This is a genomic window from Methanolinea mesophila (assembly GCF_017873855.1).
GTDB classification, from domain to species: Archaea; Halobacteriota; Methanomicrobia; order Methanomicrobiales; family Methanospirillaceae; genus Methanolinea_B; species Methanolinea_B mesophila.
The window spans coordinates 1,556,379-1,579,844 of the sequence record NZ_JAGGKR010000001.1; the positions used below are offsets into that span (position 1 = coordinate 1,556,379).

19 protein-coding genes are annotated in these 23,466 nt (G+C 38.9%); 6 read left to right on the plus strand and 13 right to left on the minus strand.

Annotation, left to right across the window (positions count from 1 at the left end; all coding sequences use genetic code 11):
• Positions 1-3 precede the first annotated feature (3 nt).
• From J2741_RS07375 to J2741_RS07390, 4 genes are all read left to right on the plus strand, one after another.
• Entirely contained in the window at positions 4-4,611 is a 4,608-nt protein-coding gene (locus J2741_RS07375; RefSeq protein ID WP_209674416.1) for a fibronectin type III domain-containing protein, read from the plus strand.
• The gene (gene pglZ, locus J2741_RS07380) at positions 4,604-7,093 is read left to right on the plus strand and encodes a BREX-4 system phosphatase PglZ (protein WP_209674418.1); all 2,490 of its coding nucleotides are present in this window, start codon (positions 4,604-4,606) and stop codon (positions 7,091-7,093) included. The genes J2741_RS07375 and pglZ overlap by 8 nt, the downstream gene beginning before the upstream one ends.
• A gap of 12 nt (positions 7,094-7,105) precedes the next feature.
• Positions 7,106-8,626, plus strand: a complete 1,521-nt coding sequence (gene brxL, locus J2741_RS07385) for a BREX system Lon protease-like protein BrxL (RefSeq protein WP_209674420.1) — start codon at positions 7,106-7,108, stop codon at positions 8,624-8,626.
• Between the two features lie 139 nt (positions 8,627-8,765).
• The gene (locus J2741_RS07390) at positions 8,766-9,212 is read left to right on the plus strand and encodes a RipA family octameric membrane protein (RefSeq protein WP_209674422.1); all 447 of its coding nucleotides are present in this window, start codon (positions 8,766-8,768) and stop codon (positions 9,210-9,212) included.
• Between the two features lie 3 nt (positions 9,213-9,215).
• On the opposite strand, the gene J2741_RS07395 is transcribed toward J2741_RS07390, so the two are convergent.
• The 13 genes from J2741_RS07395 to J2741_RS07455 form a co-directional block, all read right to left on the minus strand.
• Positions 9,216-9,593 carry an HIT family protein gene (locus J2741_RS07395; protein WP_209674424.1) on the minus strand — a complete coding sequence of 126 codons (378 nt, stop codon included), beginning with the start codon at positions 9,591-9,593 and terminating at the stop codon, positions 9,216-9,218.
• A gap of 49 nt (positions 9,594-9,642) precedes the next feature.
• Positions 9,643-9,939, minus strand: coding sequence for a hypothetical protein (locus J2741_RS07400; RefSeq protein ID WP_209674426.1), 297 nt, complete (start codon positions 9,937-9,939; stop codon positions 9,643-9,645).
• Positions 9,940-9,996: 57 nt separating this feature from the next.
• The gene (locus J2741_RS07405) at positions 9,997-11,295 is read right to left on the minus strand and encodes a tetratricopeptide repeat protein (RefSeq protein WP_209674428.1); all 1,299 of its coding nucleotides are present in this window, start codon (positions 11,293-11,295) and stop codon (positions 9,997-9,999) included.
• The gene (gene rnhC / locus J2741_RS07410) at positions 11,288-12,235 is read right to left on the minus strand and encodes a ribonuclease HIII (RefSeq protein WP_209674430.1); all 948 of its coding nucleotides are present in this window, start codon (positions 12,233-12,235) and stop codon (positions 11,288-11,290) included. Before rnhC ends, J2741_RS07405 begins: the two co-directional genes overlap by 8 nt.
• 13 nt (positions 12,236-12,248) lie before the next feature.
• Positions 12,249-13,346 (minus strand): type II toxin-antitoxin system RnlA family toxin, encoded by a 1,098-nt coding sequence (locus J2741_RS07415; RefSeq protein WP_209674432.1) that lies wholly within the window; start codon positions 13,344-13,346, stop codon positions 12,249-12,251.
• 106 nt (positions 13,347-13,452) lie between these two features.
• The gene (locus J2741_RS07420; protein ID WP_209674434.1) at positions 13,453-13,884 is read right to left on the minus strand and encodes a hypothetical protein; all 432 of its coding nucleotides are present in this window, start codon (positions 13,882-13,884) and stop codon (positions 13,453-13,455) included.
• On the minus strand, positions 13,874-14,044 hold the full coding sequence (locus J2741_RS07425) for a hypothetical protein (protein WP_209674437.1): 171 nt from the start codon (positions 14,042-14,044) through the stop codon (positions 13,874-13,876). The genes J2741_RS07420 and J2741_RS07425 overlap by 11 nt, the downstream gene beginning before the upstream one ends.
• Before the next feature lie 387 nt (positions 14,045-14,431).
• Positions 14,432-14,935, minus strand: a complete 504-nt coding sequence (locus tag J2741_RS07430) for a hypothetical protein (RefSeq protein ID WP_209674439.1) — start codon at positions 14,933-14,935, stop codon at positions 14,432-14,434.
• Between the two features lie 195 nt (positions 14,936-15,130).
• Entirely contained in the window at positions 15,131-16,156 is a 1,026-nt protein-coding gene (locus J2741_RS07435; RefSeq protein ID WP_209674441.1) for a hypothetical protein, read from the minus strand.
• Positions 16,153-17,088, minus strand: a complete 936-nt coding sequence (locus J2741_RS07440; RefSeq protein WP_209674442.1) for a hypothetical protein — start codon at positions 17,086-17,088, stop codon at positions 16,153-16,155. Before J2741_RS07440 ends, J2741_RS07435 begins: the two co-directional genes overlap by 4 nt.
• Before the next feature lie 166 nt (positions 17,089-17,254).
• Complete coding sequence (locus J2741_RS12925; protein WP_245249659.1) at positions 17,255-20,626, minus strand: hypothetical protein; 3,372 nt, start codon at positions 20,624-20,626, stop codon at positions 17,255-17,257.
• A 28-nt stretch (positions 20,627-20,654) separates the two neighbouring features.
• Complete coding sequence (locus J2741_RS07450; RefSeq protein ID WP_209674444.1) at positions 20,655-21,164, minus strand: hypothetical protein; 510 nt, start codon at positions 21,162-21,164, stop codon at positions 20,655-20,657.
• 790 nt (positions 21,165-21,954) lie between these two features.
• Positions 21,955-22,518 carry a hypothetical protein gene (locus J2741_RS07455; protein WP_209674446.1) on the minus strand — a complete coding sequence of 188 codons (564 nt, stop codon included), beginning with the start codon at positions 22,516-22,518 and terminating at the stop codon, positions 21,955-21,957.
• A gap of 97 nt (positions 22,519-22,615) precedes the next feature.
• Between J2741_RS07455 and J2741_RS07460 the strand changes: the two genes are divergently transcribed.
• Both J2741_RS07460 and J2741_RS07465 read left to right on the plus strand, forming a co-directional pair.
• The gene (locus J2741_RS07460; RefSeq protein WP_209674448.1) at positions 22,616-23,101 is read left to right on the plus strand and encodes a hypothetical protein; all 486 of its coding nucleotides are present in this window, start codon (positions 22,616-22,618) and stop codon (positions 23,099-23,101) included.
• Positions 23,098-23,457 (plus strand): DUF3467 domain-containing protein, encoded by a 360-nt coding sequence (locus J2741_RS07465; protein ID WP_209674450.1) that lies wholly within the window; start codon positions 23,098-23,100, stop codon positions 23,455-23,457. Before J2741_RS07460 ends, J2741_RS07465 begins: the two co-directional genes overlap by 4 nt.
• Positions 23,458-23,466: the final 9 nt, after the last annotated feature.

Sequence of the window (23,466 nt, forward strand, 5' to 3'; positions counted from 1 at the left end):
ATTATGGTAGAAGAAAAATATGGAAATTACATTTCTTTAGACGAAAATTTTAAGGACGTTTTTAGTTTAGAAGATGATATATACAAGGACACAATATGGAGAAGATTCATTTTAACTAATTCTTTCAAAAAAATTCTTGAATCAATAGAGTATATCTTCTACCCCGAAAATAATGCAAATAAAAAAGCAATAATTCTAACAGGTAAATATGGTGTTGGTAAATCACACGCAACAGCATTTCTTAGTCATTTGTTATGGGATAAACATGATACAATTCAGGATTTACTTTTAAGAGCCAAAAATGAATTAGAAATTCCAGGAAATATTTTATATCAATTTCGACAAGAGAATAGATATTTTCCAGTGATATTGTCAGGAAGAGATTCAAATGATGTATCTGATACAAAATCGTTTGAATATCATCTCCAAATTGGTCTCGAAAGGGCCCTTCGAGAGAATGAATTTTTAGATCAAATTCAAGAAAAGACGGAATTTGAAAAATATTATTTATGGCTTGAAAATCTCTCAAAGGATCCTTCAAATGCCTCTTTACTTGAAGTTATATCAGTCAGTATTCAACAAAAATCAGATTTTTCTTCAATTGAAGAATTAAAAAGTGCACTTAAAGATCGAAATTTGGATTCAATCGAAATGATTAAAAAAATTTTTAGCGATTGGGATATTCCATCGCCTCGCCATTGCGATACATTGGGCTATTACGACTCGGTTTTACAGGAATTACAAAAGATTGATCGTTCTATACTAGGAATTATTATTTTTTGGGATGAATTTACAACAGTTTTCAATACGGCTGGAAAATATAATGATGCAAATCTGCTTGCACAAATACAAACATGGGCAGAAAAATCAGATTCGAATATTTTTCTTTTTTTAGTTAGCCATCAAAGTCCAGAAGCACTTAGAGGACGCTACGAACTAATTAACGATAGTTTGGCAAAAATTTCAGATAGATTTAAAATTTCTTCAATGGTTATGGAGCAGGTTACAACTTATCACCTAATTGCTAATACTCTTCAAATTGAAAAAAAACAAGAATTCTCTGAATTTTTAGAAAAACATGGCTTTTCTAATGACGTGAAAAAAGAAATAGATATTCTATATACTGAAATTTTTTCCGATACTTTTTGTGAGCTTGATATTTTAAGAAGAACCTTTCCTCTGCATCCATATTCCGTCCTTGTTGCCACAAAGATAGCAGATCTTATAGGATCGGCAGAAAGGAGTATTTTTGAATTAATCCACTCAAAATCGGAAGAAAAAATTTCTTTTGGAAAGAAATTAGGGTTTGCTCGATTTTTGGAAATGGAACCAGGGGAAAGTAAAATTTCTTGGTATACCCTCGATCAAATTTTTGATTTCTTCTACAACGATTTAGCTGATCATCAATTTGATCCCATTGCAGATGCAAATATGATTAAACCGCTTAACGCTTTTCAACATTATTATGATATAGTAAAAATCCAAGGGAAGGAAGCGGAGAAGGTATTTAAAATAGTCGTTATTCTAGAGATGCTGCACGCACAAAGCTTAACATCCTCTTTATTGACAACAAAAAATAATATTTTAAAAGCTCTTGCATTTACTGAAATCAATGAGCCTGAGGCGATATTACAACAACTTACAACCAAATCTATTCTTTTAGATTATTTCGACGATAAATCTAAAAAAACAATTTATAAAACGAGATTCGGGGGATATGATGATGAAGAAATAAGAAAATATATTGAAGACTTGAAGGAGAAAAAAGGATTCGATGATTTATTAAAAACAATTAATCAAAAAATTATCGCTAAAATAAAAATTGAAACGAATGACTCACCCAGAATTAAAAATAATCATGCTAACATTATAATTAATTCAATAAAACAAATTGAAAAGATAGAAAATCAGATTAGTAATTATGAAAATGAGAGTAAATTAAACATCTTCGTGTTTATACCCTTAAAAATTGGCGAATTCGATATTTCCAGAAATAAATTAGTCAAATTGTCTTCACATTTTAAAAATTCAATTTTTATTTCTTATGAGGGAAATTTTGATAAAATTTATGATAGATGGCTCGAGGGTCAAGCTATTTCATTAATCGGGCAACAACGTTCGAATCAGACAATGAAAAATCAAGCGGCTCAACAAATTGAATCAGCTGAACAACTATTAATAACCGAATTGAATCGTTCAATGATTTATTTTAGGGGAGCATCTGAATCGAGACCACATGGTATTGGTTCTTTAAAACAACATATCAATGATATTTACTACCGTGGGTTTGATTTTGTAGTTTATGATTATTTTTGGGGATCCCCTAAAAGTAGTAGTGGAGAATTAATTCAATATTACGGGAAAAAAAGTGGTCGAAAACTGATAGAAGAACATAAAACAAATTATGTAAGAAGATTTGTCGATTTATTTAAAGATATTGATGAAAACCCATTGATAGATACAAATCTCCTTTTAAAAATCGAACAGCCCTACGTTAAGAATTCATCACTTTATGAAATAGTTTCAAATATTAAGAAATATGTGGATGATCATAACGGAACCTGGATTTCACTTAGATCCCTTATTGATACATTGAATTTAGAAAAACCGCCATATGGTCTATGTGGATGGATAGAATCATTAATTATAACATATTCATTGGCTGAATATATCAATGAAGGAAGATTAGAAGTTCAATTAGGAAATCAAACTGCATCAAAAGATAACAACAAAATTATTGAAGCAATTAATAATGTGATTAAAACTCCAAGTAATGACCAAAAAATCCGATATGGCTCTTTTGACGAATTAAAACTATCTAGAAAATTGATAAATATTTTTGGCTTAGGGTCAGAAGTAAAAACATCGATTAACGAAGTTCTTGTGAGGATAAGAGAGCAAGTAAATTTGAATTTTAATTTGCCATTATGGACAATTCCTTACTCTCAGACCGGGAAAAAGAAAGAAACCCTCGAAAAAATTTTCAATACTCTTCAGACCTTTTTAATTGATTCAAACGCAGATAGAATTATTTCTGAACACGATATTGATTCTTTATTGGATAATATCGATACTTTAGAAAGTCACGATAAACAAATTTGGACAAAAATTGTAACTAAAGAAATGGCTTACCGTGGATTTAATCAGTTTTTACAAACGCACTATCCACAACTCTTAATTCAATACGATCCATTAGATAAATTGATTGAAGATTTAAAAAATGAATTGCATAAAGACCCGTGGTCCTGGGATGAGAAAATTATTTTCGAAAAATTATCATTTCTTGCAACCCATTCTCACCCTCCGGGAAGCCCGTCTAACGTTAACGCTTACCAAGAATCAGAAGGAATTATTGTGGTTTGGGATATTCCTCCGCCGGATGATCCGATTCCAACGAATTATATAATCGAAAGAAGTGAGGATCAAATTCAGTTTTATTTGATAGCAAAGGAAAAAGGAACGATTACACGATTTGTCGATCGAACCACAAAACCCGGAAATAAGTATTATTACAGGATTATATCTGAAAATCGAATGGGGAAGAGTGAACCAAGTGATATTATTTCATTAAAGGTTCTCCGAGCTCCCCCTGATATCCCTGTTAGTATTATTCCTAGAGAAGAATGTATCCATTTATCCTGGGAAATTCCTAAAAAGGAATATGCGATCACTTCTTATGATTTATTTCGTGGTACTTCACCAACTCATTTAACTTCGTTACGAGAGGATATTTCACAAGAAACATCAGACTATACGGATTATGAGGTTCAACCACATTTATGGTATTATTATCGATTGTCTGCAAAAAATTCAGCAGGAGAAAGAGGAAGCGGAATAATATCTCAAAAAATCCAATTAATTACTAATAAGCCGCCATCCATGCCTATTAATTCAAATTTATCTGTTGAGAAAAAATCAGTGCGTCTATCCTGGCAATATCCCGATTCTGGAAAGGAATCAGTTAAAGAATTTTATATCTATCGACAAGAACAAGAAGGGGACCTAAAATTAATTTCATCAATATCCCCAGAACATTTAAATTATATTGACAAAGGTATACAAAATGGCATAAATTATGTTTATTTTATTTCCGCTGGAAATGAGAACGGAGAAGGTCAGAAGGCAAGAATTGGTAATGTACAATTTTTACCAGAAATACCATTACCAAAATTATTGTGTAAAGAGAAGGAGGGAGGAGTTTTACTCAGCTGGCAAACATATGAAAAAGGTTATGAAATCGTTAATTTTGAATTAAAGAAAGGAAAATCTCTAAAATCGTTAAAGAAATTAGTCAGTCTTGATGGAACATCAAATGAATATTTTGACGATTCAATAAAACCAGAAAATACGTATTATTATGATTTAATCGTTCAAAACAGTAAAGGAGATACTCGGAATCTTGATGATATTGTAAAATTTAAATTAAATTTACATATAGATATTTCCACTTGGGAAGGCCAGACAACATCACTTCTGAAATCAGAGCCCCGTCTATTCTTGAAACAATTAAAAGACATTTTGAAATCCAATGAACACCTAAAATTGGAAAAAAATGACGAAAAAATCATTAATAAATTGATAAAGGTTTTAGAGGAACTGAAGAATGAATAAAAAATTATTAATCGAAATAGAATCATCGAAACAGTTAATAAAGGTATTAACTGCAAAATATTCAGAAAAAAAGCCTCAATATCTAAGTTCTGTTAGATTCCCTTCATCAATTATTTTTTTTAATTCGAAAAAGGAATATAAAGAATTTTTAGAACAGGCTCCATGGGATAGATCTTTACTTACCTCAATTATTGACGAATCTGATGACCTGTCTTGTTACAAAATTCAAACATGGTTTAACAATGCGCTAAAAGCATCAAAACGAGATCCACTTATGATTCTCCCAATTACGGAATATATCAGAATCTGTAATATTAATGAGAGAAATCGGAAAATTAGTGACTTTATTTTTCTATCATTGGTTCAATCCGAATCTTCAAAATTAATTGTGCCAATGTTAGATTTTTACAGTAATTATCAAGCATTTTTTAATCAGTTTCTTCATAAAGACAGAATGGCCGAAGTTTTTTCTGTAGTATCTTCGGATAACGAAGATTCAGCAGTAGAAATAATCTTGGATAAATCCGGAAGTATCCCAGCCAAAAATTATATCTCTATTACTTCCCAAAAATCTTGGTTAAATCTCTGGGAAACAGGGGAAATTGCAGAATTAAACAATTTATTAATCCAAAATGAGAAAATAATAAACGCTATTGAAAAAACTGGTATTTCTGTCCCTAGAATAAAGAAATATCTAATTAATGATATTAAAGATTATATAGCGTTTGAATATAAAATTCCTACAAGTGTTTTTAATATAAATCCAACGAAAGAGATATTAGAAAGAATTCTATCAATTTTGACTATTAAAGGTGAAATTAAAAGTTGGGATAGTATTGTAAATAGGATATTGGGTAATCCAATAAACTTCGAAAATTTAGTATTTCAATTATGGAATGGGGAAACAAATGCAGATGCTGTTATTAAAAGATGGTTTTGGCTTAACGAAGCAAAATCTAAACAATTCGATTCGATTTTTTTTAAAAATATAATTCGAAATACTGATGATCCTGAGTCTCTGTTAGACAATATCTATCAAAAAGGATTGAATCAGGAAATCGAATTTATCAACGAATTGAAAGAGAGAAGAGAGTTATTATTACAGTTCTCTAATCCATTATTTGAAACAGATAAAGGAACATTGAAAAAAAAGTTCCAAGAAATGGAGGAATCATTACCCCCGGATGAATTATATGATAGAATAACCTGCGTATTCGATTTCGAAAGACATGCCCTACTTAAATGCATTATTGGTTTTTTAAAAGATTCCAATGGATTAAATCAAGAGAAATTTGAAATTCTTCAACAAATTTGGCCTGCTTTATCCACTTACGTTGAATGTGGCTTAAGTAAATCTGATAATTGGCCTTTGATAATAGAAGATTTCGATTCTTTCGTAAACGTGTATATCAGCAACTACATCCTCTCAAAATTAATATTTGATTCTCCTAATGATGCGATTTTAGAAATGCAAAAAAGTCTTATTGATCATTGGAGTGATTTCATCAGTGTGTTGAAGCTGGGAAAAATTCCAAAGATCTCAAATAAGAATATTGTTGATCAGTTTCGACAAGAGGAATTTATCCTTATTGATGGTGCGGGATATGAATGGGGAATGGTTTTAAAAAAATTATTTGAAATGAAAGGATGGAAGATCAATAAAATCCAGCCAATTATTTCAGAATTGCCTAGCGACACTACGCATTTCCCGATAAAGGATTATTTGGAGAAAATTAATGAGTTTGATCAAAATCAACATAAATTCTATCAATATCCTTTCAGTATTGTAGATGAAATAGGTATTTTGGAAAATATAGTTGATTATATTCATCAATATTATCGAGGAAGAGATACACCTCTTTGGATAATATCTGATCATGGGGCCACCGTATTCGCTAGAAAAGGGAAGCCTAAAAAATACACATATATAAAGAAAAAAGAACATGGTGGCAGATATGGGGTAATAGACCCAGTAAAAAAAATTAAGAATGAATCAGTGTATATTGAAAAAGATTCAACTACTCGTAGTTACGCGATTTCTTTAAATTACGATAATTTAGGCGATACAACCCCCCAGGGAGAGGCACATGGCGGCGGTACGATCGAAGAAATGCTCTGCACAGCCCTTTTATGCATTCCTCCTGAGATAAATGATCAATACGAACAGCTCTATGTAACTATTGAGAAAAAATCATACTCTGCTCTTGATGAAGAATTGAAAGTAAAAATAAAAGGAAATATCGAAATAACAATAAAAGAAATTGAATTAAAAATCAATAATGGTTTAAAAAATTCAATACCTCCTAGGTATCTTGAATCAAAAACTATTACTTTGCCAATTAAATTTCTTCGAGAAAACGGTCTTAAAAATGGAAAAAACGAATTACTATTGATCTTTAATAAAACTATTATCACCTTTGCACGACTTGAATTCAAATCGGGATCAGAAAAAACAGGTTTTGATGATGCTTTTAATTTATAAGAGGTCTTTTAAATGAATGATGAAAATCGGGAAGAAGAAAATCAGTTAATCCCTTTTTCTCTTGATGATTCAAAGGAAGCAAATGAGTATAAACTTAATGAACTCGATTATAAAATAATAGATATCTTCCCCGGGGAGGCAGTAAATAAAAAATTAACCAAAACAGGTATTCTTACCTCGAGAGCGCTTCCCTCATTCGTTTCGGATTGGTTGATTAGCAAATTCTCTCACGATGAAAAATTAGAAACGCTCGCTCTTCAGAGATTCCTCGATAGTTATCTTCCTGATAAAAGTAAGGCAGAAGAAATAAAATTTAGAATAAAGAATAGCCGAGAACGTATAAAATTACTAACCAATTTCCGCGTGATTCCAGACATTCGTTCGAATGAAGATTATTTAGAAATTCCAATTCTGGATATTATTGGAAAAGAAGGAAGCGTTGATGCCTCTATTATTGATAAATGCCCGGAATTACTCAACGGAGGGATGTGGGGTGTTGGAGAATTAATTTACTCTCCGCCTGATAAAAAGAAAAAAGATGGTAAAATTGTGTTGAAAGAATTCACACCATTCAGACCTTATCATGCAAACATCGATTATTATAGACAAGCCAGATTAAAATTTTCATCGACGTATGAATGGATTGATTTTCTATTGAAAAATATGGAATATGATCCGGAGGGGTACTCACTTCTTGATCAAAAAATAAAGATGATTTCCAGATTATTGCCATTTGTTGAACCTCGGATAAATTTAATTGAACTTGCATCAAAGGGGACCGGAAAATCCTATGTTTTCGGACGGTTAAGCAAATATGGCTGGTTAGTTAGTGGAGGTTCGGTAAGTCGAGCACAATTATTTTATGATATTAGTAGAAAGAAAAGAGGACTTATCACCCGTTTTGATTATATTGCTCTCGATGAAATACAAACAATTACGTTTGGTAGCAATCCCGATGAGGTTATCGGTGCTTTAAAAGGATATCTTGAATCGGGTCAATTTCGAATAGCTTCTATTCCAGGTGAAGCAGATGCTGGTTTCATTATTTTAGGGAATATTCCAATAAACGATTTGGGAAAACCGATTAATAAGAACTTCTTCGAATCATTACCTCCATTCATGCGTGAAGCAGCATTTATTGATCGCTTTCACGGATTTATTGAGGGTTGGAAATTACCAAGAATTCAAGTCGGTAGTATTGGGAAGGGTTATGCCATTAATTCAGAATTCTTTTCTGAAATTTTACATTCATTAAGAACAGACACAATTTCGGCATCAGTTGTGGACTCAATTTTAGAAATTCCCAAGAAATCAGATAAAAGGGATGCTACTGCAATAGCGAGAATGGCAACAGGATTTTTAAAATTATTTTTTCCAAATGTCAGATCAATTGATGATGTTAATCGTACTGAATTTGAGGAATTTTGTTTCCGTCCAGCCTTTGAGATGAGACAAATTATTCGCGAACAATTGCATCGAATGGATGAAGAATATTCCCTTGATATGCCTGAAATTTCAATAAAAAAACGGTAAATATCACATTTCTCATTTTTAGTGAAGAATTAAAATTATTCCTTTTCGAGTTAAAGAAAGAATCTTAAAATTATTGAATTGTACGCTTCAAATGAATCAAAATATTTAATTAATAACTAAAATAAAAAAAGGATATACTGTGGATGATGAAAAATTTTCAAGCATAAAAAACAGAGAAAATGAGATAACAAGTATAAAAATGCTTGTCGAGATTCAGCAATCAGAGTCACAATTGAATTGCAATAGAACAAATTTTTTTCTTCTAGCAATAAGTATCGTCGCATTAACATTAACTCAGGTCCAAATGCCATTACTACAATTGGCAATTGTTATTTTGGGCTTATTAATTGCATTAGCATGGCTATTAACGCAAGATAGAAGTAGTGAATATATAAAATATTGGAAAAATGAAGTGAATCAATTATCAAATAAATTAGAAATTCCGTTTATCTACCCAGAAAACATTGGGGGTTTCCAAATGAGGAAGGTTTTATATATTTTGCCTATTGCTTTTACAATATTTTGGATATTCATGATTTTGTTAATTGCGATGAATGGGGGAATCATTTTTTCCAAAATTGTATGAGAATCAATCATAAATTCGTTTTTCTGGAATTACTCCCCTGACTCCACCACGCGGATCATTGATATCACCTATATATCGAGGAATAAGATGAATATGAAGATGCATAACAGTTTGACCCGCAGCACGACCGATATTTACACCTATATTATATCCATCTGGATGTTCAGTTTCATTAATAATTATTGATTTGTTTATTAGATCCCATAAATCTGTCAACTCGTCTATAGTTGCATCAAATAAAAATGGAAAATGTCTAAATGGAATAATTAGAATGTGTCCACGATTTACAGGGAATTTATCATATTTAGCATATGCTAATGCATTTCTTGCGATTATCTCATTTTCATTAGGATGACAAAAAGGGCATTTATCCGAATCCATGTACATTTATTAGATTCATTCCTTAAACAATTCTTTATCTAAAAAAAATTTAGTAAGGGTTTGGATTCCCCCACTCCCCTTTCCCACTTCCCTTCAATAATCCATATTCGATCTCGTAGTAGCAGCTCAGCGCGGAGTTGAAATAATGCATCTTCCCCAGTTCCTCCGCGTCGGCGATCTGTTTCAACAGGGAACCCTGTTCCTCCGGGGTATGCCCGCAGACAACCCACTTCTTCGTCTCCTCGGTGATCTTCCAGGACCTGGCAGGGACCGTGTCCGGGGGATGGTTACCAGTCGTCTTCCGGGTCGAAGAAGGAGATCTCGTCCCCCTTGTCGGGTCAGTCAAAGCTTAATTTATTATCAATAAAACAAATTAAGAATCGTTAATGCATAATTGTCGTAATTATATTTTCCTAACATTACGAGCCTTCCATGATTCTTTTTGTTTCTTTTTATCAAAGGAAGGATATCCATCAAATAAAACATCTTCTTCATTTTGTATTCCTTCGGTTAAATCGCCTTTTAAACAAAAATATGATTCACCATCAGGTGTGGTTATAAAACAAAATGGACGTTCTAAATATCCAAAAATAACTTTACCTTTAATATCAGGCCTTATTTTTCTTCTATGTCCTTGAGAGACTAATATTTTCCTTTCTCCACTAGACTCCCATACAATTTTACATTTTTTAAAAGCTACCGAAATTGAATTTGGTCTTTCAAAATTCTCTAATAGTTTATCTAATTCATCGATTGTGTTATTTAATTCTTCATTAATTTGCCATTCATTTTTTTCTCTGATTTTTTTAACAAGCAAAAAATGATCTCGCGAAGTTTCTAATTCGCCTTTTTGCTTTAATAAAAGTCCAATATCTCGGTATAATGAAATCCCCATATTATAATTTGGGCAACGTATTGCAGCGAGATATAACCATTCTAATGCGATATCTTTAGATGTTTCTAAATTGTATTGTGCAATCAATGAACCATATTCATGGTATATCCACCATTCAGTTTTAGTATATTGAATTAAAGATTCATAACATTCTTTTGCTTTTAGAAATTCTTCCAATTTTATATGTGCATGCGCTTTACACCGTAAGAAAAATTTTTTTTGTTTGGGAAATTTATCCAATATGGTGTCGATTTGCGAAATAACCTCAGTATATTTATTTTGATGAATGAGTGATATTGAATTGTAATAATACCAGAGCGCCTGTTCACTCCATCCTTCTTTTCCTTGAATAATTAATGGATCAGGATTTAATGCATCCAAATCAATTACTTGAATCCATTGTGTCATTACTTCCCATTTTTTTCTTTTTTTTGCAGATTTTAAGACTTTAAATGCTATTTTTTTTCTCGCAATTATATCTGGGTGCAACTCCATTATCTCTTTAGAGACTTTTAATATTTCAGAAAAAGATTCATCATTCAATGGATTTAATTTCCCAGAAATAAAAGTCCAAATAGCTTCGTTTCGAATCCAATTAAAAGAAGGAAATTTTTCAAGCAATTCTTCAGCGAGAGGGATTGCTCTATCATATTGGTCTGTTTTTCTCAAACAATGAAGTAACCCTGCACCATCAAATTCATCTTTTGAACTATCCCACAATTTTTCATATATCGGCAAAGCTGCTTCGATATCGCCAGATTTTCTTAATTGATTGGCAAGTTTTTTTTGTTCGAATAAATCATTCATTTTTATCTTGCTGCTTTCCCATGATTTCCTTAGTCGTTTTAAAATGTAATTTTGCAACTTTCCTTAGCTTTTCCTCACCATAATGTTCAATAAAAGTTTTTCCTACATCAATTACATTATGTGAGGCTCCCTTGGGCAAATTAATTTTAAATTCATTTGATAGTTTTTTTAATTTTTCAAGATATCTATCTCTGGCGAGGATTGAAGCAGCAGCGACAGCGATATTCTTCTCTGCTTTTGGCATTTGAATCAATTCAATTAATTTTCCTCTCTCTTGGAGTTTGCTGAGAATGTATTTCTCATCGGCAAATTGATCTGAAACTGCTCGACTGCATTTATTTAAAATTAAAATCTCTTCTATGGCTTTTGCATGGCCCCAAGCCAAAAGGGCATTTAAATTTTTATCCTCTCGTCGAAATTGCTCATATAAATCGTTATATTTTTCTGGTGAAATTTCAATAATCGCAAATTTTCCTTTGCATATTTCTTGAATTTTCAATGAAATTCTCATAACCGATGAATCGTTTAAAAGTTTGCTATCTTTAACTCCCACTGATATCAAATCATTGGCTGTATCCTCTTCTACTAGTACTCCTGCAGCGACCAGGGGGCCAAAATAATCTCCTTTTCCAGATTCATCGGTTCCTATAATGGGATATCCTAATTTATCATTTAATTCATCGTTAAAATGATTAAAATGGATGTTATCGTTTACGATCCCATCAATAATTCCGTAATGTTCTTTATTCTTAATTTGCGAAAGGTCGATTTTCAAATCTCCTTTTTTATTTTGGTATATTCTTACTAATTCAGACCAATTCTGAGATGAAACGAAAAATTGTAATCCATACTCAATTCTTTTAATATTAGATATTTTGAAATATTTTGTTTCAAAATTTTTCTTTATATTCTCGAAGAATTGATTTAATTCTTGTTCCAAAATAAATCACATCCTAAGGATAAAATTGGAATTCTCCATTAAAATAATTAAAAATTCTTTCAATTTCATGTAAAATTGAATTCACTGATTTATTAGCTTCCGCTAATGTGTCTACTTTTGTAATCTGCCCGCTATCGGAATGCATCATGAAATTTCTATATACATCAAGGTCTGATTTCATCCTAGTCATCATTTGATCAACATGATGTTCTTTATTGCATATTGACTTCCTCATCGAGTTGTTTTTATCGGATAATGCCGAAAAAGTTGCACCTGACTGCTGAAAAAAAGTAGGAGTTACTAATCCTATTGAAATCATTATTTTTTTAACGAAACCTTCGAATGCTTTGGCAGCAGGCATAACTATAGGAGAATATTCAGGTAGTGGAACTTCTACAATCCGCAGGCATTCTGATGCAATTAAATATTTTTGATCGTAATTATCCAAAAAATCATAAGCATCCCCAATAAATGAACGAACCCGAACCTCCGCCTCTATAATCAGTTGTGGAGTCACCTTAAGAGCGACTTCTCTTAATTTATCTTCGTCATCAGAAATAAAACGAGATATAATTTCATTAGCGCCAGGATTGGCAGTTTTTTCAATTATTGAACAAATATCATCAAACAACGAATCATTTTTCCCCTGTAATAATAATGTTCCCGAATTATATTGAGTTATTGTAATTTTTGATTTATTTTTAATAATTGATGCCCTATAGGTGATATTTGTGTTTGGATTGTCAACTAACTCTATTAGCCCCTCATATGCACTTATAATTTCTCTGATTATTCTTTTAAAATCATTACTTACTAGATTATACGATGTCGCACATGATTTTACTAGATTTTCATGTTTCATGAACTTTGCAGGATCTTCGATAATTTGTTTTTTTATTTCAATAAATTCTTTTTTTAGATTACTCTCCTTTCCTCCAATTGTAATACTACCTGTATTATATATATCAACATTAATTTTTTCTGTTAGATTTCCAACAATTATTCGTGTAAATAAGGTCCGATTTTCTTTTTGGCATTGATATTTTCTTTCTTTACAGATCAATTCAATTATTGCTACTATTTTTATTTGCGTAGAATTATCAGTAGCCATTAATTTACATTGCTTGTAAGAAATATAAATATATTTGAGTTTCATCTTTGGATTCAAATTATTTAAAAAATGAATAATAATTGATTGAGATATTTCCTAAGAAAATTCACCCCATCCCTTTCCCACCTCCCTTCAGCAGCCCGTATTCGATTTCGTAGTAACAACCCGGTACAGAGATGATGTACTGCACCTTCCCCAATGCCTCAGCCTCTGAAATCTGCGTGAGCAACGAGGCCTGGTCCTGCGGGTCGTGTCCGCAGATGACCCACTTCTTCGTCTCTTCGTTCATTTTCCAGGACCTGGCCGGAACCAGGTCCGGGGCCTCGGTCACCCGGTCGTCTGCCGGGTCGAAGAAGGAAACTACGTCCTGCTTGTCGGCGATGGACTCCCACTGCTGGGCACGGGCGAACTGCACAAGGTCGATCGCTTCTTCTCTCGCCTGGACAGCATCGTTCTTCTGTCGGTTCTGCCAGATGGCAATGATGGTCGCAATAACGGCGGCGATCATCTCGAGTAACTGGATAATATCAGGTTCCATGTGCGTCTTTTCCTGAGAGTACGCGGTCGTGCTCTTCCCGGAGTTTTCCAATCTCCTCGCACATCACGTCGTATTTCCCGATCTTCTGGTAAATGATGAAGAGGGCGGGATAGACGGGGAGCACGACAGTGAGCACCACCGCGATGAGTTCGTATTCCATAAGTAATTCCTCAGTGGCACTGGGAAAACGGGTGTAGGAGGGGAAGGAGAGGTAAGGAAGGAGACGCTCCTCGCATCCTCCCTCCTTGGGTCAGAATGACAACTCCCATTTGGTCAGGAAAATGACGAAACCTGACCCGGTTTGCCAGCCCGTGACCGATGAGGTGCGAGAGGTCAAACAACCAGAAACCCCTGCTCGCACTTCATTCCCGTCCTATAGGAGAGAGGGCAAACGTGTCGAACTTTGTTCTATTGGGCCGAAGTTCCGCCGACCCGAAAGGCCGGCATGGAGAAACTTCGTCATATTGGTATTATTGTATCAGCCGGTGAAGGCTGATTCACCCTCTCCTTCCATTATTGATCCCCGTTCTCCCGATACCGTGCCCGTTCAGGCGAGTGCCGGGATGGTATCTGCCCAGGTCTCCACAGCGGTCCGGATGGCATCATCCGAGTACGAGGAGATGGTCACGTGGTCCCGGGTGAAGGCCACGTAGTAGATCTCCCCGGAAGGGTCGTGGCATTTCAGGGTGCAGGTGAACGAGTCCCACTCGGTGTCCCGGACGGCATCTCCGCCCATCGCGGTTGCGAGGGCTTCGTTTGCGAGGAGCTCGGTGATGTTCGCGCTGAACCCGGCAATGCTCGGGGCTCGTGCGGTGATGTAGCCCACCGTTGCAGCTAGGTTGTCCTCGAAGTTGATCCGGGCGGTGTAGGCCTCGCGGCTCTTCATCACGGGGTCCTGGGTGACATCGTTCTGGATGTACGAGGTGCACCCGAAGGGGTTGTCGTCGAGGATCCCCTGGATGATCCCGTTGAAGGCGTTCACGTCCGCAATGGGAGTGGTGAGCTCCCGGACGGCGGTCTTGGTATTGATGGTCTGTATAAAGTCGGCCATGTCTATTCTATTCCTGTCCCATTTCTGGGACAATTACAATGTTGTCAAGGGGGGATCTTAGCTTTTTTCCCGGGGGGTCAAACGGGGGTTGCTGTGCTCCGGGATTGAGGAATGGAGAGCAAAGGTGGGGAGGAATGTGGGAAATAGAATAGATTTTAATATTTTCAATAGATTGGATTAAAACACACTTCCATATTATTCCAGCGACTCTGGGTTAGGTAAAATATCCGTAATTGTCAGTTTAATTTTTTTCTCAGAGTTTAATCTATCAATGTTTTCATAGACCTCACGATATACTTGAAGATTCAGTTCAGGAGGAAAATTATCATGTGAGAATATTAAGAGTGTATTATCTCTCGCTAAAAAAATAAGTGAAGTAATGTACCTTTTAAAAATATTTTTGCTTTCGTTTTGATATATTTGAAATTTTGTAATTTTGTTTGTTGTTTGATTTCCAAGATTTAAATCAAGAAAAATTTTTTCATCTGATTCATCAAGTCCTTCATTCAAAATACTATAATAATCAAAAAATAAATGATCTGTGAATAATGAAATTCTTAATGTGCCTCCATGGGCATAATATTTTTTGTCGTTTAATTTATTGTAAAGCTCAATTGAAAGCGAAAGTGATCTCCCAATATCATTGATCCATTTTGAGTATCTTTCATCTTTATTCCTAAAAATAACGTTCAATACTTCTCTATCAAGATTAAAAAATGAAATTTCAATATTAGATCCTAATTCTATTTTTCTTAATAACTCATCAACGATTTTTTTATTGAATTTGATTACAAGTTCTTCATTCATGGAATTTAAAATATCGCGACCGATGAAATTCAACGTTTGGGGATCATCTGAAAGCCAATCCGAATGAGGTTTAGAACGATCTTCGAAATCATCTCGAAGAAGTATCATACCTCCAATCATTTCATCTCTAATTAATTCGCGAATTGTTTCTTTTTGCTCATTTGTTTCAGTTTTTTTGAAGGCAATTTCATGAATTAATGAACCAATTCCAGTGATTATTATTGCTAATCCAAAACTGTTTAATATGGTCCCTATATTATACCTATCAATATATTCAGGATAAACGGGTGTTTGATTTAAAATTAAATATTCTGCAGGCCCACGAAAATATATGCTAATACCGAGTAATATTATGCCAATCAATATGATAAGATAACTTTTTAAAGAATTGCGAGATGATAAAATTGTTATCATTTTTCCCTCATTGAAATATGTTCTGGAGATTCCAAATGAGGAAGTTTTAAGTCATTTTTAAAAGAATTATAATAATTATATAATTCCCTATATAACTCGATATTAAACATTGGATTTTGATCAATTTCGGAAAATTCTAATAAATATTCAGATTTCTCATTTATTTTATTAATACAAAGAGAGAAATTTTGCTGAATATCTGGGTCTAAAATCTCATAGAAATGAATGTCTTTTTGGTGCAATTGGAAATCAAAATCACTTAGACTAATGAAAACATGTTCCTCTTTTTTAAAGAAATCAACGCAATCAATAAGAAAATAAAAAGGTATTTTTGGTGATATTTTCACTTTAAGGGAACCTGAGAATTTTTTTGTTTCATATGATGTATCCTTTAAATGTTTTAGCAATGAAATGCAAAATTTTACATTTTCATTTAGATCGATTAAATCTCTCTCTGATATTGACGTATTTGATAATATTCTCGGATCTTGGAATATTATTTCCACCATTGAGCCTTCCTTCAAAGCCGGAATCAGTAAACTAGGTAATGATGGACCTTTTAAATGATGCATTCTTTTAAAATTTTGAATGAATTTCTTCCCAACAAATTTAATATGACGGGGTTTTGAAAATGATGAATTAAAAATATCAAATAAAAAATCATCGTTGACCCTTTTAAGGGGGTACCGCGATTTAAATTCTTCATTTTGTATATCATATTGTTTCTTTTCTTTCCACGCTATTTCTTCGAAGGTATTTCGGAATTCCTCAATCAGAAAAGATTTTATATAGAAATCAAATATTAACACAAATAATGCCAGAAATATAATACCCGAACCTAACAGGAAAAGTAAACTTGATAATATATCTTCAAATCCAAAGAATGTCGGAATCAATATTAAATATAGACCAAATAAGAAAAGAAATGCCACAATAAACCGAACTTTAAAAAAAGGTTTGGAAAAATCCCGATTGGATCTCATTTAAATCATCTTAATCTAAAGAATATAAAAATTTTTTGAAATTTAATTTATTCATCACTATAAATATCTTCGAAATTACTAACTAAAAAATTCAGGATATATCTACTTTAATTATTCACCCCACCCCCTCAACTCTATTGCCCTCCCGGACCAGTCTCCCATAACATTTCTCACAGCAGTTCGTGTTCTTTGAATTACTTTTATAAACGGCCTCGTTCCCGCCGCAGATATCGCATTTTCCCTGGGAGAACTTCACCCGGATGAAATCGGTCGGGACTAGCAACCCGGGAATAGGAATCGCTCCTGATTTCGCAGTTTTTACTATTCTCTCAATATGCAACCGCTTCTCTTCCCTCTCTCTCACCTGTGCCTGTTTCAGGCAGGAATAGCATAGGTACTTATCCGGTGAATCGGGGGGTTCATCGATTCGTCGTTTCCTCACTGAAGTGGTGGGAATATCTCCGCAAACATGGCATGGCTCGGTAGAGTCGTTCGGTAGGGCGATGTAGTCCTGTTCCCGAATGTGATCCAGTGATCCAGACGTTTTCCCAATCTGGTCAAGGCCTGGGTCAATATTATTCTCTTGCTCCGGTGTCTGATTATCGTTTTTACCGCTATATGAAATATTTTCATTTTCATGATCCGAATGACCAGGATCGCAATGGCACACAGATGATGTATCAGGGGGGTCGCGAGAATTTGTTACCGCGGACGGAAGTATTGCGCTTTCACTATTTTGGGACAAGATAGTACTATTGTTATTATTATCTTGTACAATATCCCCCTGATTCTCGTTCGAACTGTTTTCCAGAGAATTCGACGTTGACCAGTTCGTTGACCCAATCTTGACCCACGCCTGGTCATCTGGATCATTACCGTCATCCCCACGGTCTGTATCTTCGGAAGAGAGCCATACCCCGTTACCCCTGCTCCAGGCCTTATAGCGTTCGTAATCGAAGAAGTAATGGTTCTCTCTTGTCCTGATAACCGCTGCAATGGTTCCTTCGCTGGTCGTCATCTCGACAACCCCGAAGGCAGGACATTTTGAGAGAAGTCCACCAGGTTCCCCGATGCGGTCGGGTCTCCCGTGAAGTATCCGTCGAATAATGACATAGGAGAGACCCATCCAGGCCTGCAGATCCTTCACCGTAAACTCCTCCGCCTTCATCGCAATGATCGAATCGATCAACAGTTTCTCGTTCTTCAGCAACTTTGAAGTCTGGCCTCCGTCGGTTGAATCCAGAGCGGAAAACAAACGGGCTGCATCGTGGAAGTCCTCCTCGGCAGCATCGATCTCCATCAGTCCGTCGGAAAGCGTACGCTGCTCCCGCTGCATGAACCGGAGGGCAGCGAAGGACCGGATGATATCCAGAAGCATGATCGGGTTCCTCCGGTTCCGGATGCTGTCCATCTGGATCCGGTGAGCAAAGGGGATGCGCACAGTATACAGATGCTCCCGGACGAGGGAGAAGAGCTCCCTGCACACGGCGATGTCCCGGTCTTCCCTCGAAGCTCCTCCGAATCGCCGGGCCAGGGCGAAGATGTGGTCCCGGACTCTCCTGTCCTGCTGCTCGGAGTCGTCGATCCAGGGATTCATCATCCGGTTCAGGACCTGGTCGTCGCCCGGGTTGTCCACCGAGAGGATCCACCACACGCACCGTTCCGGGAGAGAGAGGACCACCGGCTGGCGGTTCGCGTTCAGGGTATAGTGCTCGAGCTCGTGCTGGAAGCTGGAGGTCGCGTTCTTCAATACCTCCCGGAGGTCCTCGCTCATGGAAAAGTCGTCGAAGATGATCGCGGAGCCGGGTTTGATTCCATGGTAGAAGAGCGCCTTGGAAGTGATCGAGCCCTGCATCTTTGCGTCTTCGGGAAGGAGCCGGATGAACGCGTTCGCCGAGTCGCTCTTGCCTTTCCCTGAGTCCCCGGTGGGGCAGACATGAAGTCCCCGGGAGTTCGCCACCGTGGTGGAGAGGATGCTCACCAGGTAGCAGGCGGCCACGATCCCGTCACCCACGTGGCACTTCGCGAACGTATTCAGGATGAAGGACCGCGGGTCGCCGGACTGGAGGATCTCTCTCGCTCGAGTCCGGGCGGCGTTATCGTTTGGGTCTGCGGTCCCGGTCTTCTTGGGAGGGGAAGGTCCCTCCGTCCCTTTCCGAGGATCCTCTTTTCCCCTGGTTTCGACCTCTTCAGAGCCCGTCCGGGTTCCCCGAGCTGTCCCATATTCACCGGCCTTCGCCTGACCGGCCTGGGTTTCCCTCGTAGTCCCATTTACACCTGTCTTCGCCTGGTTAGCCTGTCCTGGCAGGGTTCTTGGTTCAGTCCCGCTAGCACCGGTCGCCAGGCCTTCCTGGTCCTGCTGCAATTCACGCTCGGCATATTCCCGGTCGTGCATCCTCCGTAATTCCTGCCACCGCTGTTTGCCCCCTCCGCAACTCGCGTGTTTGCACCCTGCATAGATCGCCCCGTTCGGGAACTGGATGACGAACGCCCCGTCCCGGTGAGCGGTGGAGAACGGGCACTCGTCGAGTACGAAGAGCCGTCCTCCCTGCCAGGGCTTTTCGTTCCTGATGGCGAGCCCATGTTCACGGAGCCAGTTCGGAAGGTTCAGGGGGGCGTTTCCGTCCTGGTAGACCTTCATCGGGTTCTGTCCTGGAACCGGGGTTCGTGAAGGGAGAACCTGTACGGAACGGGTCGATGCAGGACGTGTTGTCGCAATCCCGGAAGAGTTCCCGGGATTCGCACCCGCATTCGCAGGGATATCATCCGGAGAGAGCAAACCGGCGAGATCTTCCAGCCGTCCCTTAGAGACGATCTCAATCGGGTCCGGGACAGAGAGAATATGCGACCTCCGGTGGGGCCGGTCGACGGTATGGTCCCCTTTCCGGGAGACCGTGCCGTAGAGTTTCCAGATCCGGCCGGCATTGAAGACCGCCGTATCCACGGTGCACCGCTCGTCCGAGAAGAAGAAGGCAAGCACCGAGAGACACTGCTGTACGAGGTTCTTGCTCTCCTCGTCGTTCGGAAGATCGATCCGGTAGAGGAGGTGCGCCCCGTTCCCGGAATCGCCCCGGAGCGGTTCGGGGAACCCGTGCCCCGTGAGCCAGGCGGCGAGTTCCTCGGCTTTCCGGAATGCACATTCCCGCTCCTCGTCAGTAGAAGAGACCCCGCTCGGCCTGACCGGGTCGATATCGATGGGGAACCATCGACGCCGGAGAATATCCGAATCCGAGGTAGTGGCGTCCTTTGCGCCGAGCCGCATCTTCACCCGGTTGGCCCGGCGGGCGAGGAGGGCCGGGGCAACCTCGTTCAACGTGACGTAGACCCCGTGGACCGTTGCCAAATCCAGGAGCTCGGAAGCCGATGCAATAAGTGCGGGATCGGAAAAATATCCGCTGTGAGTACCGTTGTCCGCGATGGCCCGGAGCTCCGTGACACCGTCGGGGACAGAGAGGAGACGGACGGTCCACTCGACCTCGTCTCTCATGCGTGCCGTACCAGGGGCGGGTACGGCGTCATGCATGCGTATTCACCCGGGGGAGCGGAAGAGAGGTATTGGTCTCGGAAACGAGCGGAACATGCGATTCCTGCTGAAAAGGAAGGGTTCCCTTTGAGGTACCCACATCCATTCCGGCATTGCCCCTGACCGGCCGGATGATATCTGTCGGGTTCTCTTCATCCATCCCCGGGACCACCTTCGAGATCCCGCCGGGATAGACATGGAACCGCATCAGTCCGTATTGAGGGGAATTGATCCAGGCCTCCTTTCTGCAATTCGGGATATCCCCTCCGACGGCCCGGAAACGGGCAAGGTCCTCGTGGTAAAAGAGAGAGACCTCGTGACCGTCCCTGAGTGCTCTTTTGGGAGACCGGACCATGAGGAGAAGTATCTCGTTCTTCCGGATAGCTAGGATATCCAGAGGGGGGGAGGCTCCCGTGCACTGGACGACGTTCCAGCCCTGTTCCCGGAGGATTCGGCACACTTCGTATTCTACAGCGGAGATCTTCCGGGAGGTGCGGCTCATCGTGCCACCGCCGGAACAATAATTGTAGTATTACTCGGATCAGGGTATCGTATCCCGCTTGGGTGAACTGGAGCGAGACTATTCCGTCGTATCCTCGCCCCTTCCCGTGAGGAAGCGATGGTATCGGATTCGGCTCTTCTTAAAATACATACGGAGCCCGTGTCAATGCACGTTTCGACCAGCTCCGTCTTTGGTTCGTTCTGGGGGTTCATGGATATCACATCTTTTTAAATTCAACAACGACTCGGGGAGGGACGAAAAAATCGCCCGGGCTCACAGAGGGAAAAAATCGCGGGGACCGGGATCACGAATAAAAAACGGACACTTCTCGCAACGGGAAAAAATCGGTTGGAAAAGGTTCCTTTCCTATCCGGAACAGGAGGTCCCCGCGTTCATCGCGTGAAAAAGAGAGGTGGTGGGTGGTGCATGAAGGAGTGTTCCCGGGGACACGAATGGTGTGAGTACTTCCTTCCTGGCGTACTTCCCGGCACAAGAGTGCTCCGATCAAGAGCATGAACTGCAACCACCAGAGGATGATCATGAAGATGACGGGCCGTCGTGATCTCGGATTAGCAACGACTTCTTGCACGGCCACGGTCATTTTCACGATGAAATCCCGGATCATTGCTGTAAAAATGAGTTTACGTAAGAATAAATAAGTATTGCGGTCGGTTTTGAAATTCGGCAGGAAAATGGGTTAAATTTCCATTTTAAGGATGAATGTGGGGAGGATTGGGGGGTCGCGCAGGGGTAACTGAGAAAAAAATTCCAGGGAATTCTTGCGTGTATATTAGTAATTGTACATATCCAGGATACAGTTCATACAAAACTGTCTGGCCGGTCTGAAAATTTCCCTGATACCGGTGAATTCCTCAACGTTCCAGTCGTCTTTTTTCGAGGCCAGCAACCCTTCACATACACTCCCCATGGTCCCCATCAATCCGGCTTCCACGTATACTGCGACATAGCATGCGGATTTTATTCTGGATTCATGTAACGTATGCAGCCGTTCCATTTCCATGGAAACTGACTGGATCAGGTTGGGGGGATCCCCCTCCGTTCCCCGAACAAGAATAAAAATGTGGATATCGCTCTCGTCGATGAGTCTTTCACTGAGTATTCGGTTTCTCACCGGGTCTCTTATGGCCTCTTCATCTCCGGCTTCCTCATCCAGGTCTTCCGAAAGTTGCGGGAAGTATCCTTCTTTTAGAAGAAACTGCTGGAGAGCCCGTAAGTCGGTCTTCCTCGACTCGTAGAAGGAGCCGAAAATCCCGACAGGAGTGTTCTTTTTCAGCCGGTCGAAGTGCCGCCGCCTTTCCGAATAATAATCGTTAGTTTCTTCGGAAAGGGACATTGTTCTGAGAACGTTTTGGGAGAAATAAACCGTGATCCCCGTGGGGTGAAACTATGTCCAAAAGATTAAGAGTTACGAAATCGTAACTAGTTAAGTAATGGTAACTATGGATGAGGAGATCCTCCAGCATTACCTGCAGCAGGTCCCGGCAGAGATTCGCGAAGCCGTCATGGAACTGGATACCCCCCTGAAATGGGCGATCTACATCGCGCTTACGGTCGACGGAGACAGGTATTTCAACCAGCTGAAACACGAGTTTGGGGCAAATCCCAATACGATCAATATCGCGGTGAAATCACTCGTTGCGAGCGGCCTGGTCGCCAGGAAAGTGCCACGCATCGCGGATACCGGGGATGCCAACAAGACCTATTATACCGCGACGAAACTCGGCGAAAAACTGCTGACGAATTTACTCGAGGTCGTGCTTCCTCCATTGGCGGTCGGTGCACCGGAAGGCATCCGGATTCCGTCTCAAACAACAAAGAGAATTGAGATTGTCCGGGGTTCCGGTACAACCGTATCATATCCAATGCCAGAATCGCAGAAATCCATTCATCTGAAAACGGAAGGTGTTCGAACATGAAAAAGAAAGGTAAAGAAGCCGGAACCGGAGAAAAAGATGCATCTGTGGAAACGGGGCGGTCTGTGGATATAGATCTCGGGAAATGCTACACGTTCGCGCCTGAAGATTTCGAGATGGACGTCACCACGATCCGTTACTCAAACAGTTCCTTTATCCAGGTAATGGGCCAGGACGTATTCGTCGACTTCCTCGAACTACCCGGTGTGAAGAAAGGGGGAAAAATGGTGGCGAATGCGACCCGGATTTATATGACGCACGTCCAGGCGAAGAAACTGGCGGATACGCTCCGGAATATTCTGGAAAGTTCCTATCAGGCCGGCCGGATGGAGACGTTCCAGGGATCGGATACAAAATAACCTTTTTTT

What these genes read in the sequence shown, in the direction of transcription:
- J2741_RS07430 (WP_209674439.1), bottom strand. Translation starts at nt 14,935, where the DNA reads ATGGCCGACTTTATACAGACCATCAATACCAAGACCGCCGTCCGGGAG.
- J2741_RS07415 (WP_209674432.1), bottom strand. Translation starts at nt 13,346, where the DNA reads ATGGCTACTGATAATTCTACGCAAATAAAAATAGTAGCAATAATTGAA.
- J2741_RS12925 (WP_245249659.1), bottom strand. Translation starts at nt 20,626, where the DNA reads ATGAGAGACGAGGTCGAGTGGACCGTCCGTCTCCTCTCTGTCCCCGAC.
- brxL (WP_209674420.1), top strand. Translation starts at nt 7,106, where the DNA reads ATGAATGATGAAAATCGGGAAGAAGAAAATCAGTTAATCCCTTTTTCT.
- J2741_RS07460 (WP_209674448.1), top strand. Translation starts at nt 22,616, where the DNA reads ATGGTAACTATGGATGAGGAGATCCTCCAGCATTACCTGCAGCAGGTC.
- J2741_RS07375 (WP_209674416.1), top strand. Translation starts at nt 4, where the DNA reads ATGGTAGAAGAAAAATATGGAAATTACATTTCTTTAGACGAAAATTTT.
- J2741_RS07395 (WP_209674424.1), bottom strand. Translation starts at nt 9,593, where the DNA reads ATGGATTCGGATAAATGCCCTTTTTGTCATCCTAATGAAAATGAGATA.
- J2741_RS07435 (WP_209674441.1), bottom strand. Translation starts at nt 16,156, where the DNA reads ATGATAACAATTTTATCATCTCGCAATTCTTTAAAAAGTTATCTTATC.
- J2741_RS07455 (WP_209674446.1), bottom strand. Translation starts at nt 22,518, where the DNA reads ATGTCCCTTTCCGAAGAAACTAACGATTATTATTCGGAAAGGCGGCGG.
- J2741_RS07450 (WP_209674444.1), bottom strand. Translation starts at nt 21,164, where the DNA reads ATGAGCCGCACCTCCCGGAAGATCTCCGCTGTAGAATACGAAGTGTGC.
- pglZ (WP_209674418.1), top strand. Translation starts at nt 4,604, where the DNA reads ATGAATAAAAAATTATTAATCGAAATAGAATCATCGAAACAGTTAATA.
- J2741_RS07425 (WP_209674437.1), bottom strand. Translation starts at nt 14,044, where the DNA reads ATGGAATACGAACTCATCGCGGTGGTGCTCACTGTCGTGCTCCCCGTC.
- J2741_RS07465 (WP_209674450.1), top strand. Translation starts at nt 23,098, where the DNA reads ATGAAAAAGAAAGGTAAAGAAGCCGGAACCGGAGAAAAAGATGCATCT.
- J2741_RS07405 (WP_209674428.1), bottom strand. Translation starts at nt 11,295, where the DNA reads ATGAATGATTTATTCGAACAAAAAAAACTTGCCAATCAATTAAGAAAA.
- J2741_RS07420 (WP_209674434.1), bottom strand. Translation starts at nt 13,884, where the DNA reads ATGGAACCTGATATTATCCAGTTACTCGAGATGATCGCCGCCGTTATT.